Raw genomic sequence first — 16590 nt, 5'->3', positions numbered from 1 at the left:
ATCGATTTGGGTAAAGGATGGGGGATCGTAACAAAATGAATAGACCTTTTGCCAGTTGGGATAATCGAGACTGTGAACGGATTCAGGGGCTTCTATCGGATTACACCGATGGTTCCCTCTCGGCCCGCCAAACATGGGAGGTAGAGCGCCATCTCGCCGATTGTCGTGAATGTGCGGCGCAGGCGCAACAGATGAAGGTTTTGGTAGGTGCGTTGCGCTCGGTAGAACGCCACAGCACGCCCGACGATTTTATGCGGAAACTGCACGCCCAGCTCGATGCGCTTGGCCCCGTGCCCCAAGCACAGCGTTCCTTTTCGGCACGTTGGCGCGACGAGTGGCTGGCGCTACGGAACGTCTTGAGTCTGCGCCGAGTCTCGCTTGTAGGGGCCGGGTTGGCCGCCGTGGGGCTTTTGGTGTTCTTCATGGTGGGACGCCCCACCTCTACATCCTCGCCTAACACTACAAATACCACCAACACGGCCGCGCATCTGCAGCAGGCTTTGGAACGCCATGTGGCTACCGCAGCCGGCGACCCGCTAGATGACCCCACCGCGGAGCGCCTTGCAGCCCCACTAAGCCTGGATAGCGAAGGGAACGGTTCGGAGTAGCAGCGATGGCCATCCTCCATACACAATCACAGAACCGTCTGGGGAGCGGGCCGTTGGGTCCGCTCTCTTCAATAAAGGGCGCCTCTTGGCTCTGTCGCGGTGGAATTGCGCCGGCCATACTAGCCCTTTTGGGCGGCCTCCTGCTTTTCTACGGACCGGCCACAGCGCAAAAGCCTTATCGTGCGCCCCACCCCCGACACCTAAAAGGCACCCAACCCCGATTTCGGCCGGTAGGCAAGCCGTCGAGCCAGGTAGACCGGCAAGCCATCGCGCTTCTAAAGCAGATGTTTCATCCAAGCAGCGACTATTCCGGCTTGCAACGTACCCAGATCGGCGATAGATACTCCGAACAGCAGATTTGGGCCGATACCCACGGGCGTATTCGCATACAGTACCTCGCCCCACCACAGTTCGCCGGCGACATTATGCTGATTCTACCCGGACACTTTTTTGACTATCACGCCCGTGCACACCGACTCGATGTGGCGACTTTGCCCACCAACCAGGAACAAAATGAGATACGCCAACTGGTGCAGGGCATTCGCAGCGGCCGTCTGCAGGCCGTGGTGACCGGAGAGGAGAACGTTGCCGGACGCGATTGCGCCATCGTAACCATCTTGGAAAATGTGCCCGGACAACCGATGGGCATTCCACAACGCAAATTCTGGATTGACCGCCAAACGGGCATTGTGTTGCGCAAGGAGGTTTGGAACGCCCGTGGGATGATCTCGGCCACCTATATGGTGAATATAGCTATTGGGCCGGAGGCGGGTGTAACCCCACAAATGTTCTCTCCGGCGAGTTTACCGCGCGCAGCGGACGTGAAGCCGCTCTTTCCCTCCGAGCGCCCACAGTTTCGCAGCATTGAGGAGGCCCAACCCCATGTGCCCTTCCCTATACTGAGGCCCACCCAACTGCCGGAAGGCTACGTGCTAAGCGGCATTTGGCTTTCCGACACTCCGAATAATCCAAGTGTGGTACTGCGCTACAGTCGGGGCCTTAACTATTTTAGCCTCACCGAGCGTCGTGTGCTGCGCCCCAATCCACGGGCGCGTTACGGCCCACCTCCCGTGCTGCATGGTGTTGGGGCGCGATGGCTTCAGCGTGCTTCCGACGGCAGCACCATTGCGATCATCTATATCGGTCATCTGACCCCCGGTGAGTTCGCCATTGTTGCCGACTCTCTGCAGTAAGCCCAAGCTAGCAAGTCAGGCCTGCAGTAGAGACTGTCAGTCTCGCGGTTCTAGAGCCGGTTAGCAAAATGAGCTTATCTTGCTCGCCCCCTATCCCGTCCTTTCGTCTTGCAGACAGCCATGCAGCGGCCAGCGAGATGAGCGATAAAGGAAACGACACAGGCCGCTGAGGCGGCCACCGCTAGGTGCCTCTCTCCCCATTGGGGAGAGGGTTAGGGTGAGGGGCTGCAGAAAATGACAGTCTCGCGGTTCTAGAGCCAATTCTTAAAGCAAGCCTCCCTTGCTCGCCCCCTATCCCGTCCTTTCCCCCGATTCGGGAGGTGCTAGCGCACGGCGATGCAGCGGCCAGCCAAATAGACGATTCAGAAAATCAAACAGGCCGCAAAGGCGCCGTCCGCGAGGACGCCCACCGCGAGGTGCCCCTCTCCCTAAGAGGGGGAGGGGCAGAGGGGTGGGGGCATTGAGAGCGTGAGGGTGAGGGGCTGTAGGGGGTACCCTTGAGCGGACGTGGGGTATTGCAGAAATCGGCAGACTTCTCTAATGGCTCTTTCGGCAGCTGGAGAGTTTGGATGCCTGCAGGAAAGATAGATGCATAAGCACAATATAACGGGTAACAGAGGGAGGAGATTTTGTGGCAGAGACGAACGTACCCGTACTCACGTTAGAGGCCATAACGCGCGAACGAATCTTCGAGGCCAGCGTGCTGCGCCAGCCCCACTGGCTGCGAGATGGCCGCCGTTTTAGTTTTTTAGATAATGCGCCCGATTCTACCACTACCACCGTGTGGCTCTACGACATCACCACCGGAGAACGAAAGATGGTGGTGCCTCCAGAAGCCCTCAAAGTCTCGATTCCCGGAGAGAACGAGGCGCGCACGCTGGCAATTATGGGCTATCAATGGTCGCCAGATGAAAGCCGGTTGCTCTTTGCACGCATTCCCCATTGGCGCTCGGATCGTGGCGACAAAGAGGTCTTTATCTACGACATCTCGTCCGGCAAAATGGAACGGGTACTGGCCTCTTCCGAAGAGCACTACGGAGTGAAGTGGGCCCCCGACGGCAAGCACATCGGCTATGTGCGCCAGGGCGACATCTACCTTTTGGAGTGCGCATCCGGCAAAGAGTTTCGCCTAACCAATACCGCTGCGCCCTTTATCTACAATGGGCGGTTTGGATGGGTCTATGAAGAAGAGCTGAGCCTTGTGGATGGCTGGGCTTTCTCACCGGATGGCCGTCATATAGCCTACTATCAAATAGATGAGACCCAGGTGCCGGAAATAGACCTGCCGCAGTATTCCCGCCTGCACATGGAGCCTGTGCGCATACGTTACCCCAAGGCAGGTGACCCAAATCCTCTGGTTAAGATAGGGGTTATTGCCCTTGAGGGACTAGATGGCTCCGTTGTGCCCCCCACGCGCTGGGTTTCTATCGGTTCAGACCCCGACATCTACATTGCACGAATGCAGTGGACGCCCCAAAACCAACTGCTTCTGCAGCGAATACCACGCCATCAAAATCGAATCGATCTGCTTTTGGGCGACCCGGCTACCGGCGAGACGAAAACCCTTTTTAGCGAGGTCTCCTCTACATGGGTCGAATCGCCCGGCGATGTCTTTTTCGTTGAGAACTCCGATCAGTTCCTTTGGCCGTCCGACCGCAACGGCTATCAACATCTCTATCTTTACGACACCAAGGGCACTCTTCTGCGCCAGCTCACCTCCGGCAATTGGGATGTAGACCGCGTGGTGGGCCTAGATTCCCTGCATCGCATCGCCTTTTTCACGGCGGCGCGCCCCAACCCCACCCAACGACACATCTACAGCGTGCTGTTAGACGGCGGCGGCGAGATGATGCAGTTGAGCGACGAGGCCGGCACCCACTCCCCTCTCTTCTCTCCGGATGGTCAACACTACCTCGATACCTTTTCCAGCATCGCTTCTGCACCCAAAATAACCCTACACCAAGCCAGTGGGCGCCCGATCTCCACCGTGCACGAAAACCCTATGTCGCAACTGAAAAACATTCCACTTGGAAGCTGGGAGTTTCATACCTTTCGAACCTCTGATGGTTTAGAGCTTTACGCTGCTCTCCTTAAACCGGCCGATTTCGACCCCAACAAACGCTATCCGGTGGTGATGTCGGTGTATGGAGGGCCCGGTTCACAGACGGTGCGCGACGCCTATGGAAGTGGCAACGGCTTTGAACAGCTTTTTGCCTCGAAGGGCTACCTCTGCGCGATGGTAGATGGAAGAGGCACGGGCATGCGTGGGCGGGACTTCGAAAAGATCGTCTACCAAAACCTCGGGCACTACGAGGTCGAAGATCAGATTGCAGGGGCGAAATGGCTTGGAAGCCTGCCCTATGTAAACTCAAAGCGCATCGGTATTTGGGGCTGGAGCTATGGGGGCTATATGGCCAGTCTCTGCATTCTGCGTGGTGCTTCTGTATTTCGATCGGCCATTGCGGTGGCCCCGGTAACTCACTGGGAACTTTATGACAGCATCTACACCGAACGATATATGCGACGCCCTGCCGATAACCCCGACGGCTATGTGCACTCAAGTCCGATAACCTATGCCGACCGTTTAGAGGGGCATTTTTTGTTGATACACGGCACGGCGGACGACAATGTGCACTTTCAAAACAGCATGCGCCTGGCGGCAGCCATACAGCAGGCCGGGAAAACGTTTCGTATGATGGTCTATCCAGACAAGCATCATGGCCTCGAGGGTATGGCAGAGCATCTTTACAACACCATGATAGACTTTTTTACAGAGACCCTCTCCTAACCGAGGCGGACATTCTCTATTTGCTTTTACAGCCCCTCACCCTGCCCTCTCCCCAATGGGGAGAGGGCACCTAGCGGTGAGCATCCTAGCGGACGGCGCCCTTGCGGCCTGTTTTATTCTCTTAATAGTCTCTTTCTCTGGCCGCTGCATGGCTGTCTACAAGACGAAAGGACGGGATAGGGGCGAGCAAGGCAGGCTTGCTTTGTCAATTGGCTCTAGAACCGTGAGATTGTCAGTTTCTGCAGCCCCACCCCCTTCCCCTTCAAAGCACACGTACTTGTCCTCAGAACTGGTGGGAAGTGAAACGCAAGATTTCTCGCCTTCGGCTCGAAATGACAGGTGTTTATCTCACGAGAAATGACAGGCGTCTCTCTTACCGACTCTTCAAGCCCTCCCTCTGCAGGGAAAGGGGAAACCAATAAGCGAGCACTCGGTCTCTATGCTAAGCTCTCTTTTGCCTATTTAGAGGGTTTCTGCAGATTGCGGTAGCGCATTCGCATAAGGCGGCGCAACAGGCCCTCCTTAGCGTTAGCCTTAGCCTCCTCATAGGGCGTTGCCGAAGACAGCTCGGGGAGGGCCGCAAGAGGACACGGAAGGAACTCGGTATCGAACGCCTCCATCTCCACAACAACGCGATAGGGAAGGGCTTTATCTACCTGCGACGAGGGCGCTACGAGAGAGAAGCGAAGCACCAACAGGTTCACCTCACAGAGGCGTTGCCGGTAAAGCGCCCGCATCTGAACACACCATTGCAAGTAAGCCTCGCGCGTGGCCGGCCGCACGCGTGCCGAATTCAAGACAAAACGCCGTCGTCGGCTTTGTGCGATCAGTTGCACACGAAGCTGGGCTATCTCTCTCTTGAGGGTTGCGATCTCTTTCAACAGTTGAACCCACTCCGGCAGCGCACCCACACTGCGCAGCGCGTGATTGGCTACACGCAAATGCGGGGGAATCACCGCCTCCTCCTCCAGCACCAACGGCTTGCCTTTTCCCGGCAGATTATCGAACTTGCCCTGCTCGATGGCCTCTTGTATCTTTCTTTCCGCAATGAGCGCGATGACATCGGGGTCGAACATAAAAACACTCTAAAGAAAGATGGGTTTAATAGAGACATGTTACCTCATAAGGCATACCGGCTCGATTTCCCACGCAGCACCGCCGTTAAGACGGGATAGGAGGAAAGCAGACAGATTTAGGGTATTCTTGCTGTAAACGAAGGCGTTTTCGACGTAGGGTTTCCATGGAAATGAGAACAGGTTTTCTAAACTTTGCCCGCCGTTTCGAGACGTGGACGGCATGTGGCCTGGCTTTCGCGTTTTTGCTGGCCGGGTGCGGAGGACACCCTAAAGCGCCTCTCTCCAGCCTAGGAAGTCTGCCCGATTCGGTGGTGCAGGCTGACCGAAGTCAGTATGCGTCGTTTTTGCCTAACCCTCAGCTAACGCCGGGCGATACACTGCCCGTCACGGTGCAGGACATCTGCGTGCCGGGGTATGCGCGCAAGGTAAGAAACGTGCCTATTGAGGTGAAGCGGCAAGTTTACCAGGAGTACGGCATCTATCATCATCGCCCCGGTGAGTACGAGATAGACCACCTGATCAGTCTGGAGCTTGGCGGTTCCAACAGCATCAAAAACCTGTGGCCTCAGTCCTACATCACGCACCCCTGGAACGCCCATATTAAAGACCAACTCGAAAACGAGTTGCATCGAGAGGTGTGTGGCGGTGAGATGGATTTGGCCATAGCACAGCACGACATCGCTACCGACTGGATCGCCACCTACAAGCAGGTTTTTCATACCGACCGGCCTTTAAGCCCTCAAGAGTACCGTCAATTCACGGAGACCGCCTCAAGAAGAGCGGGGGCCGGAGGCGGGCCTACGGCGCCGGTGGCCACAACCCCGGTACCCGATAGCACATCGAATACAACAAACGACGCCACCTCAGGCAGCACCCCAAACGGGGCCGTGCGCGTGTGGGTGAACACGCGATCGGGAAAGTACTTTCTGCCCGGTTCGCGCTATTATGGAAATACCAAAAGCGGCGAGTATATGACGGAAGACCAGGCCATTCGACAAGGCTATGTAAAGGCAGGAGGAGAGTAGAAAATGGCACGTAATCAAAAGTTGACCAGCGTGATTCAGGGCCGAACCATTGCTTCTCTGCAGCCGCAGGACGTTCAACTGCAGATAACGTTTACCGACGGCTCGAAAATGACCGTTCGGGTTTCTGAGGTGCCGAAAAACCTGCCGACGGGGGGCACGGTGAAGGCCGTGCGCCAATCCGGCACTACCCTGCAACTGGATATGGAGGACGGCAGTACCCTGACCCTAAAGACGGCCGAAGCCACCTCCTCCGTGCTTCTGCGCGACAAAAACGGGGTTTTGGAGTACGCAGATTGATCACCAGTTAATGGGGTAGACGTTAATGCCGGTAAGGCACCCCACGAGGGTGGTAAGGCCGCCGGCGAGGAAATCGCCGATGATGACTCCATAGAAAAAGGGGAGGGCGCGTCGGTAGCGTTCGATGCCGCCGTAGCGGAGGATAAGCACCTTACAGAGCCAGGCGATGAGAAAAGGAAACCAGATTTGGTTCATGGTGGGCGTGTTGGCGATGGCATAGCCCACCGGGTGGAAGGCCCACCAGGTATAGCGCATGCGCAAAAGCATAAGTGCGGTGGTGATGAGAAAGCCGGCTCCTATGGCGATAGTTCCTCGCGTATCCGGCCTCAGCGGCGTGCCCAGCACGTTGGCGAGCTGGTCAAAGGGCATACGCCCCATGTAGGTGCGCCACGGGTCGGTTTTTGCTCCGGCCCCAAAGGCGTACCACACCATGAGGGCAATGGCCATAGAGATAAAGATGCCCAGTAGGGTGGAGATCACGATCGCCACCGTGATCCGCCGTTTGTCTACCCCCACCACATCCGCCATTTTAAAGGCGTCGAGTTGGATGGGCATGGCCATGCACCGCAGGTCGTTGCTGGCGATGGCGCTGCGCAGAAAGGCCATAATGGTAAGGTCTACCGGTTGGTAGAAGGTGGTGCCGAAGGTGGTGGTCATGACATCGTAGGCGGTGATCGTAGGCCCGAACAGCCATGCATCGCCGGTCTCCGCGCGAATGCGCGTGGCGGCAAGAATGTAGACAAGTGCTAGAGTCACAATGAGGGTGGCCGGTAGCAGATGCATGCCGGCGTGCACGCTCCAGGCGATCATTCCTGCCAAACACGCCACGAAGCCTAAAAAGGCCCACCGGTAGGGCAGAGGCTCCTCCGCGTCGGGGCCGCCGTGTAGCGCAATTTGCAGCACATCTTTTAGATAGCCCCGTGCAAACCACAGCCCAACCAGTGTAAGCGCGATGAAGGCTCCGGCCCCCTGATGGCCGGTGTAGGGCCACGTGCTTTGGGCGCTGCCGGTGGCGCCCGCATTGATGCCCGTCGCCGCCCCGAAGACCAGCTCCAGCTTGCCCACCAGCCAGAAAAACCAGCAGCTAAAGGTCATATCGGTGGAGAGCAGAAAAGCGATCCCGATGACGAAGGGGTAGATGGAGAGCGGGGTATAGCCGATGGCGTTCCATGGGGGCGAGGTGAAGTAGTTATGGAGGTCGGGTTGATCGGTGGTGCGTGTGGGAAAGTAGGGAAAGGCGGGCAGGTTAAGGTGCAGGGTGTTCATGACATCTATGGAGAAGGGAATGAAAAAGCCTATCCAAAAGACCCCGTTGCGCAGCAGGTTGGCCGGCTCTCGAATAACGGCTAACGGCACGGCCACTGTGGGGAACGCGAGGCGCTCGCGGTCTACCCATTGCCGCCGCAGAAGCGCCATGAGGCAGAGGGTCGCCATGGTGAAGAGCACCAGAAAAAGCCACCAAGAGAACAGTTGCGCGCGCCACAAGGCCCAAGGCACGTGGGCATTGCCGATATAAAAGCCTTTAAGGGCTATCTGGTTCTTTTGCGCGATCCAGCCGGGGATGTAGCGAAGGAATTTGGAGGCCCATTGGTTACTGCTGTCGGCATACCAAAACGCGGCGGTAACGGTGGGAATGATGAAATGGATGCCTCCGGATGAAGAGACCACGGTGGAGACGATGAGCATAACGTAGATGACCAGCAATTCCGCTTTCGAGAGGGCCAGAGGGCGACAGAGTTTGGAGAGCACGAGGTTGCAGACCACCAAGAAGAACAGAATGTTAAAGGCCCCTACCGGAATGCTGGTGTTGGCGAGGGCGGTATGGCCCCTTTCTCCCAGAACCAGTTCGGCCCAGTGGATCCAAAGGTCACAGAGGACGGTGAACCCCAGCCCTAAAACGAGGGCGCGCGGGGTAAGGCCGCTGGCACGCCAGGAGGAGCGGCGGGATGGCGAAGAGGAGGCTTCAACGTTCACGCTATTTTCTCCGCAATTCCATAAAGCCGGTCTCTTGCAGCCAGTGCGCGCAGCGCCGTGGCCAATCTTGCGCGTAGGGCGTTTGGCGTGCAAGGCCGTATCCATGTCCGCCGCCTTGGTAGATATGCAGTTCGTAGGGCACGCTCGCCTCACTTAAAGCCAGGGCCAGCTTCAGGCTATTTGCCGGAGGAACGCCGTCGTCATCTACGCTATGCACCAGGAACATAGGCGGTGTGTTAGCGGTGACGCGCCGCTCCGGGGAGAGTTCTTCGAGAAGCTCTTGCGGAGGGTCATCGCCGAGGAGGCACTTGCGGCACCAGGCATGGGCGTAAGGCTCCACAAGGCTCACCACCGGATAGATGGCGATGACGAGATCGGGGCGTGAGGAGACCTGTTCGATGGGATCGGCATGGTGGGGGTTTCCGGCATCGAAGTGGGTGGCAAGGGTGGTTGCCAGGTGGCCGCCGGCCGAAAAGCCCAGCACCCCGATGCGATCCGGAGCGATGCCCCATTTGGAGGCGTTAGCCCTCACAGTGCGCACGGCGCGGGCGGCATCTTCGAGCATAGGAGGTCGTTTGGTTGGAGGGAGGGCGCCTTGCCCCAGAGAATCTTGCGATTTAGCGGCCCCTCCGGTATCGGCCTTGAGGGAGGCGAGGCGGTAATCGAGCACGAAGCCCACGATTCCGAGGGTGGTAAGCCATTCGGCCACGGGGTCTGACTCGTGGGGTGCGAGGGTAACATAGCCTCCGCCGGGGAAGACGATGATGGCGGCCCCGCACGATTTGCTGGGGTAGGGCAAAAGGGCGCGGAGGGTGGGTGCAGGCTCCGTTTGTTGTGCAGGTTCGGAGGTTGGCCAAAGGGGGTGTTTGCCGGCTGCCGCCCACTCTTTCAGAGCGCTTGTATACATGGCAGTTCTCCTTCGTGTTTAGCAGTTGTCCTCGTCGTCTTTAATCATATCGGTGTAGATGCCGGGGCTGCTATCGGGGATGAGGGTGGCTCCGGCCACGCGGGCATAGAAGTCTGCGGGGCCTACTCCGCCGATAATGCCGTAGGCATAGCCCATTTCCCGCATCCCATGAAGGCATGCCAGAAGCAAGGCTTTGCCGATCTGTTTCCCCCGTTCCGCTTCGGCCACCCCTGTAGGCCCGAAGAAGTTTCGTCGCGTGGCCTCATAGGCGGCGAAGCCGATCACTTTTCCTTCGCGCAGGGCGATGAATAGGGTAACGGGTTGTCGGGCGTAGCAGGGGGTCACTTCGTCGGCCCATCCGGTGGAGAAGTGGGTTTCGATGAACTTGCGGATGGGTGTTATTTCAAAGGGATGCGCTCGTCGGATGACCACGCCCTCTTCGCGTAGTTTTTGGATGAGCGGCTCCACGGGCGGGAGTTTCAACAGGTTGACGAACATATCGGGCATAGGTGTCTTCTCCTGAGGTAGAAGCGTTTCGACATTTTTTATTATTTCAACATTGCGTTGCCGTTTCCTGCACGATTTTAGCACGGATGCACCCTCTATGCGTTTTAAGAAGGAGGGTAAGAGCAGGAGCATGGCGACAGGGGAGAGCGGATTTTTGGAGTGGGTCGCCACTATCGTTTGCCGGTGGGCTGTTCTAGGCTGAGGAGTTTTTGGCCGAGTTGTGGTGGGCGCGGTCTTAGGGGGCGCTTTGATTGAGGAGTCTATAAATTCCGATGCGGCACGAGGCGCTTCCTTGACACGGAAGCGTTCTTTGTTGTTTCAGTCCTGTTCTCAGCCAGGATTAGGTTGCAACAAAACGTTTCTGAATAATAACCCCCAGCAACTGCAGTTTCAGTCCTGTTCTCAGCCAGGATTAGGTTGCAACTTTATGGGCAGGCACGGGTTTTGAGTTATCCGCAGGTTTCAGTCCTGTTCTCAGCCAGGATTAGGTTGCAACGCTAGCCTAGCCACGCTGAAAGACCCTGTCGATCAAGTTTCAGTCCTGTTCTCCGCCAGGATTAGGTTGCAACATAATGCGTTTGAGCGCGTCGTCTCAAAACCCGAATTGTTTCAGTCCTGTTCTCCGCCAGGATTAGGTTGCAACTTTCATATCTCTTCAAACCCTTCTACGGCTATATTAAGTTTCAGTCCTGTTCTCCGCCAGGATTAGGTTGCAACTAGCGTACGTAAGCGCTCAGAGTGCATTTATGTTGTTGTTTCAGTCCTGTTCTCCGCCAGGATTAGGTTGCAACGAAATATATCGGCAGAGGTGGGTCGTTTGCGTTTCAGTTTCAGTCCTGTTCTCCGCCAGGATTAGGTTGCAACATCAGAAACAGCAGTTAAATATCTGCTGATGATTAGGGTTTCAGTCCTGTTCTCCGCCAGGATTAGGTTGCAACTTGTTTTTTAGCCCATTGACCAAACGTTTGGTAAAAAACAAGTTTCAGTCCTGTTCTCCGCCAGGATTAGGTTGCAACTTCTGTAACGCGCAGTTGCAGCAGGCTGGAATACTGTTTCAGTCCTGTTCTCCGCCAGGATTAGGTTGCAACCCGCTTGTTCGAGGCCTTACCCGATCCGTTGTGTTGGGTTTCAGTCCTGTTCTCCGCCAGGATTAGGTTGCAACTTTCGTGGTTTGGTGGAAGTGGCGATCCGCAGGATAAGTTTCAGTCCTGTTCTCCGCCAGGATTAGGTTGCAACCCCGACCGGATACTTTTATATTACCCAACCATCAGCTTGATTCCTTCTCATCCTAGCCTCAATACCCAAAAATTTTTCACGTCCCCTCCATCCTGCAAGGTCATCGCAAATCGCTACTCTCATCGAGACGATTTTGCACTAAGGCAGAAGGAAAAATGAGAGAAACTTACTTGTCTCACGTTCGCAAATGGGACGCCGACCTCCGCAAAAAGCCGATTTTCGAGGGAACAGTTAAGCTTCCTTCACAATCCCGCGATGAGAGGCAAAGCCGGTCAACTTTCCTAAAACTAATACCCAATCCAATCAAGAGGGCAACCACCCTATACCACATCTCCGCAAAATCGGCGGAATTCACAGTCTACACAACGCCCTCGCCGAGAAGTCGGCTCCGGCATACGCTCCTGAACGACCATCTCCCGAATCTGCTCTATACAGGCCAAAACCTCCTGTCGTAACTTCGCGGTTATCCGCACCGGCGTTACCTCAAGGCCGACGCCCTCCCTCTTCTCCGGCGAAATGCGATAGATAAACCCCTTCTTCACTTCAGTGCCGAAGCGCTCCTCCACCAAAAGGGCATACCCTGCCAGCTGCAAGAGATGATTTGCATAGATAGGCCCCGACGTGTGCTTGAACTCGACCGGGTAGTAAACCCCTTCTGCATCCACCACCAACATATCCAGCAGCCCGCTCATACCCAGCCGCTCCGAACGCAGCGGCACATGAAAGAAGCGCTTGCCCTCCTTAATGCCGTAGGCCTCCAAACAACGCCGACTCTCCAACACCGAGAGCACCTCGTGCTGCTCGGCTCCATACTCCATCTTAAATGTCCTCTCTTTCTCAATGGGCAGGTAGTAGCTCCAATAGACCACTCGAGGACAGTAGGCGTACTGCTTGAGATCGCCAATACGTAGCTCAAAAAGGGGTGGCATCGCCTCTCCTCCTAACGCTCAATAAGTGTCTTTCCCATCTTTACAACCAAAGCGGCATCTCGTTCGCATAACGCCAGAACATAGACACAGCCCTCCGCCGTTTTGAAGCGGCTACGCAACTTTAGAACCAACTCTTGCCGCCGATTTGTGCTGAGTTCGCCCATGAAAGTCGAGTATTGAACGCGCTTCAGGCCATAGTCCAAGCAGATATCGGCGATCTTCGTGCGCAGCTTGTCGTCCACAATATCGTAAACCACAAAAACCTGCATCTCTTTTCCTCTGCGGGCGGGCGGCTACCACCGTGCGATGTAGGGTTTATAGTCGCCTTCTCCCCGTAAAAAGGTTGCCAAATGCCGTGCCTGTATCTGTAGAATGTGTCTTAGCTTGCGTCGTTTCCCCTCAAAAGGCTCCGTATCCTCAAGTCGCTCAAAAATTTTGGCAGCCAAAGCACGGCGTGTATCCGCTGATAGACGCATCTGTTGGGAGGGGGTCTCGTCGGTGTTCTCAGGGCTGGCGCCCTCCTCCTCGAGAGGGGAAGGGGTGCCCTGCCCCAGAAATTCTGGCGATTTTCTGGGGCCCCCTGTATCGGCCTTGACGTGTTTTTCCGCCCGCTGTTCGGCGTCGGGTGTTTCCCACTCCACCACAAAGCCTTTGTTGAACAAGGCGATGACCGTTCGATCCACAATGGGCTGACGAAACTCCTCTATAAAATCGAGCACGAGGCTGGGCTTTCCGGGCCGATCGGCGTGGAGAAATCCCGCAAACGGTTCGAGGCCGGCCAGAAGAAGCACATTCCAAACTTGGCTGTAGAGGATGCCGTAACCGTAGTTGAGCAGGGCGTTGACCGGGTCGGCTGCCCCCTGATGCACGCGACCAGGAAAGAGTTGTGGAGGCAGCAGGAGGCAGACTCCTTGCCAATAGAGCGATGCGGCACGCCCCTCCACGTTAAGAAAGGCATCACGAACCGCTTCAATGCCGGCTCCCTCTATATGGGGCAGGGTCTGCAGCAGCGCTTCGAGCTGTGTTATCAGGCCCTCGATGTGGGCGTAGGATTCGTGACCGCGCCGTTTACGGTACTTTCCGAAGTAGCGCAGGAGATTGATTTGATTTTGGATTTTTCCCATTGCAAACCGTCGGGCGATCTCCACGCCGCGAGGCTCGTTGTAGGCCATGAGCTGTGCGCGGCGGGTGCGCACGGTGGCGTGGAGGGCCGGGCTTGTGATGTGGGCGTAGGGGCGACCGGCATAGTCCGTCATAACGATGGCAATGCCACGCCTCATGCAAGCGGCCACGAGGTCGGAGGAGAGGGAGATGCCGGGAGCGGCGATGATCACCTGTTCAAGGTCAAGCAGGGGATACTCCGCGATTGTCTCTTTGGCTTTTTTTACAATCAGCCGTTCCGAGTGCTTGCCCAAAAACAGCCCAAACTCCGTAAAAACAAGGCAGTGTGGAAACTCTTGTGAGAAATTTTCTGTCATTAGCGTACTCTTAAAAGTTTTATCTAGATAATATAGTTTTAAAATATCTAATTATCACAAAAGAAGCCCTCCCCCCACTTTCCGGAGTCGGCCCTCAACGGATAAGCGCTACCCGACCAACTCTTCCTTGACTCTTATATCGCTCTCATCCAGAATGGGCAGCTGTGTGGCTTCTTTTGGCAAAGCATCGGGATGTTGCTGGAACCATCCCTTCTGGTGCAGTTGTTCGATAATGCGTATTAACACCAGATCGCGGGCTAGACGCCAATCAGGCCGCTCGACATCCTCTTCGTGCTCGAACACGGTAACGAACTCCTCAAATCCAATAAGAGGCTGTTGACCTCTTTCTGCACGGCGCACTCCGGCACGAATAAGCAGTGCGCGTAGGTGGTCATATCGGGAACTCCACCACAGGTTCTGAAGGAGCTTTTTGTCGTTCTGACTAAGGATCTCCCCGGCAATGCGATCGGCAACAACACGAATGGTTTCGATACGTTCTTTCTCCATCTTTAGTACCTCGTAAAGCCAAGTCTCAAGGAGCGTCCAAGAGAGAGGCCGCCTGCCTTCAGCGCCGGAGTTTCCGCTTGTTCCCTCGCTGTGCTCAGGAGCAGCGCTTCGGGCCAGACGCCTCGCCCTCTCTAGTCTTCGTGAGAGGCCCTTGTACTGATTCATACGTTGTTCCTCATTTCTCCTTTTACGTTCACGACATACCGAGTGAGCCTATATTGGATTGTCCTCTCGCCTGTACCATGTGAAGTGGCGTCCAGCTGCAACTCTTCGATAGGGAACCGCTGTTAGCTTCAGCACGCGATGTTTTCCAAGCTCGATGGATTTCTCCGCATAGGTGTTCACCCTCTGAAAACCCTGCTTATCTTTACAAAGCTCTTCGCCAAAGTCGTCTAGAGCCTGAGTCATTAGAAACGCCAGATGGGACGTCGCATTCTCATTAATCTTGTCGTGCGGACACGTAAAGCCGAAAGGCAACGGACCTTTACAAGTTTTGAATGATGCATATTGCCAGAAACTGCCGCGCTTACCGAAGGAGTTTACGCAAGCCGCTAGCTTCTGGATGAGAGCTGTCTCCTCATCACTCCAATCGCTTGCATCTATCGCGATGGTAAGTTCACCATCGAAATAGGCGAATTCACGGTAGGCTACAGTACTTTTAAAGGGGCTTGCAGTGGATTGGCCGTCTTCCTCCTTAGCTTGGCCGTCCTCCCCCCTTGTCGGTTCAAGTATCTTGATAAAGGTGTGCTGAACAAGGCAATGCTTTGGAGGGCGAAAGCGAAAATCTCGCTGCTTAATGAGATCAAAAACTCGCACCGCCTGCGTCGCAGCACTAGGAGGATCAAAACAGCGAAAACAGGCATCGAGCAGAGCCATTTTAACAGCATAAGGGGTTGGGACCAAAAGCGTTTTACCCCCTTTGCTTGTGGCATAGGTAGTGCGCAGCGAGAAGAGGCTTACCGGATAATAGGTAACAAGCAGCCATGTTCGCTCTTCCTCAGATTTCTCAGGTTCCTGGCCGAACAAGGAACCCATTTCGGTAGGTGGGTTCATGCTCTTCACCTCACACACCCCCATTTGATAGGCTCTGTATTAGAGTCTCCATACTTTTGCCGAACTCACTCAGGCTTTTGAAAGCGAAGAGATCGATCGGTTTTTGCTGCTCTGAAGAGGCTTCGCTGAGCTTATTAAGCGTCTGGCAGAGTTGTTCTATCTCGTTCTCAAAGTCGGAGTTCAACCCACTTATACAGGGAGCAGGCATTGCGGAGCGCGAGGCTGTAATCACACCCCGAAAATCCACGACATGAGGATTTTGGGTGTTGCGCTGAGCGCCGGTGGGCCTAATAAACGTATGAAGGATGCTCCGTAGAAGGGCACCGATTCGCTTTTTTCTTTCGTCCTCGTTGAGAACATACTTGAGAGAGATATCGTTTCGGCCTACCCGATATAAGTCAACACACACCACAGCGGCGTACTGTCCTGAGGAGGCCGGACGATGAAAGATGTTCTGCCCAAGGTTCTCTTCTTGGCCCGAGCCTTTACCACGTTCGGGAACATACTTGGCGTGGAAATAGGAATCGGTGGTGGTGCTCTCGGGTAGGCCAACAACCCACCCAAACTCGACACAACTTTTTCTTGCGAGAGAACGTGGGTTTCCACCGATATTCCCAGTAAGCAGAATGCCCTCACAGTCGTCTAAAACACAGCGGTTCACCAACTTTTCGAGGATCTCCTCGTTCGTAGCCCCCGCCCTGAACCCCTCCTTAAACTCGTTGTCGGCTCCGATACGATTGGCATCGAACAGCCTACACCCTGCGCATAAAGGCAACTGCATAGTCTCCGCTTCGTGGAAAAGGTGCTCGGCTTGAATGTGTTTGAACATATCACCGGATATCGCATTGACCGTAGCCCTCTTCCCTTCTTTGTCAACGATATCCACCATCCGAGTCATCATGGTGTTACCTTCCGTTCCCTCGTTGTTGAGCGCGTGAAGGTCTAGTGTGAGAATGCCTGAAATGCTGATGGAACGATACATCCCTTTTTCTCCTTGAGTTAGATTTTTAAA

15 protein-coding genes and 1 CRISPR repeat array are annotated in these 16590 nt (G+C 55.5%); of the genes, 5 read left to right on the top strand and 10 right to left on the bottom strand.

Annotated features, from left to right (window positions below; genetic code table 11):
• Positions 1-35 precede the first annotated feature (35 nt).
• From VKV18_RS01730 to VKV18_RS01720, 3 genes are all read left to right on the top strand, one after another.
• Positions 36-608, top strand: coding sequence for a zf-HC2 domain-containing protein (locus tag VKV18_RS01730; protein WP_324202501.1), 573 nt, complete (start codon positions 36-38; stop codon positions 606-608).
• 5 nt (positions 609-613) lie between these two features.
• The gene (locus VKV18_RS01725) at positions 614-1801 is read left to right on the top strand and encodes a hypothetical protein (protein ID WP_324202500.1); all 1188 of its coding nucleotides are present in this window, start codon (positions 614-616) and stop codon (positions 1799-1801) included.
• A 631-nt stretch (positions 1802-2432) separates the two neighbouring features.
• Positions 2433-4589 (top strand): S9 family peptidase, encoded by a 2157-nt coding sequence (locus VKV18_RS01720; RefSeq protein ID WP_324202499.1) that lies wholly within the window; start codon positions 2433-2435, stop codon positions 4587-4589.
• Positions 4590-5047: 458 nt separating this feature from the next.
• Here the strand turns inward: VKV18_RS01720 and VKV18_RS01715 are convergent, their stop codons facing one another.
• Positions 5048-5665, bottom strand: coding sequence for a DUF1992 domain-containing protein (locus tag VKV18_RS01715; RefSeq protein WP_324202498.1), 618 nt, complete (start codon positions 5663-5665; stop codon positions 5048-5050).
• 170 nt (positions 5666-5835) lie between these two features.
• Here VKV18_RS01715 and VKV18_RS01710 point away from each other — a divergent pair, with 170 nt between their 5' ends.
• Positions 5836-6690: a hypothetical protein gene (locus VKV18_RS01710; RefSeq protein ID WP_324202497.1), complete on the top strand. Its 855-nt coding sequence runs from the start codon at positions 5836-5838 to the stop codon at positions 6688-6690.
• 3 nt (positions 6691-6693) lie between these two features.
• Complete coding sequence (locus tag VKV18_RS01705) at positions 6694-6987, top strand: hypothetical protein (protein ID WP_324202496.1); 294 nt, start codon at positions 6694-6696, stop codon at positions 6985-6987.
• Here the strand turns inward: VKV18_RS01705 and VKV18_RS01700 are convergent, their stop codons facing one another.
• The 9 genes from VKV18_RS01700 to VKV18_RS01660 form a co-directional block, all read right to left on the bottom strand.
• Complete coding sequence (locus VKV18_RS01700) at positions 6988-8961, bottom strand: DUF6785 family protein (RefSeq protein WP_324202495.1); 1974 nt, start codon at positions 8959-8961, stop codon at positions 6988-6990. It abuts the gene before it with no gap.
• 1 nt (position 8962) lies between these two features.
• A complete protein-coding gene (locus VKV18_RS01695; RefSeq protein WP_324202494.1) occupies positions 8963-9868 on the bottom strand; it encodes an alpha/beta hydrolase in 906 nt (301 codons plus the stop codon).
• Between the two features lie 18 nt (positions 9869-9886).
• On the bottom strand, positions 9887-10375 hold the full coding sequence (locus VKV18_RS01690; protein WP_324202493.1) for a GNAT family N-acetyltransferase: 489 nt from the start codon (positions 10373-10375) through the stop codon (positions 9887-9889).
• A gap of 315 nt (positions 10376-10690) precedes the next feature.
• Positions 10691-11611: a CRISPR direct-repeat array (repeat unit 37 nt; unit sequence GTTTCAGTCCTGTTCTCCGCCAGGATTAGGTTGCAAC).
• 320 nt (positions 11612-11931) lie between these two features.
• On the bottom strand, positions 11932-12540 hold the full coding sequence (gene cas4 / locus VKV18_RS01685; protein ID WP_324202492.1) for a CRISPR-associated protein Cas4: 609 nt from the start codon (positions 12538-12540) through the stop codon (positions 11932-11934).
• A gap of 11 nt (positions 12541-12551) precedes the next feature.
• Positions 12552-12809 (bottom strand): CRISPR-associated endonuclease Cas2, encoded by a 258-nt coding sequence (gene cas2 / locus VKV18_RS01680; RefSeq protein ID WP_324202491.1) that lies wholly within the window; start codon positions 12807-12809, stop codon positions 12552-12554.
• Positions 12810-12833: 24 nt separating this feature from the next.
• The gene (gene cas1 / locus VKV18_RS01675; protein WP_324202490.1) at positions 12834-14018 is read right to left on the bottom strand and encodes a CRISPR-associated endonuclease Cas1; all 1185 of its coding nucleotides are present in this window, start codon (positions 14016-14018) and stop codon (positions 12834-12836) included.
• 108 nt (positions 14019-14126) lie between these two features.
• Entirely contained in the window at positions 14127-14525 is a 399-nt protein-coding gene (locus VKV18_RS01670) for a hypothetical protein (RefSeq protein WP_324202489.1), read from the bottom strand.
• Positions 14526-14738: 213 nt separating this feature from the next.
• Complete coding sequence (locus tag VKV18_RS01665) at positions 14739-15578, bottom strand: hypothetical protein (RefSeq protein WP_324202488.1); 840 nt, start codon at positions 15576-15578, stop codon at positions 14739-14741.
• Between the two features lie 10 nt (positions 15579-15588).
• Complete coding sequence (locus tag VKV18_RS01660) at positions 15589-16560, bottom strand: DevR family CRISPR-associated autoregulator (protein WP_324202487.1); 972 nt, start codon at positions 16558-16560, stop codon at positions 15589-15591.
• Between the last annotated feature and the right edge of the window lie 30 nt (positions 16561-16590).

This window comes from Chthonomonas sp. (genome assembly GCF_035294505.1).
GTDB lineage: Bacteria > Armatimonadota > Chthonomonadetes > Chthonomonadales > Chthonomonadaceae > Chthonomonas.
This window is presented reverse-complemented; position numbering and strand designations above follow the sequence as displayed.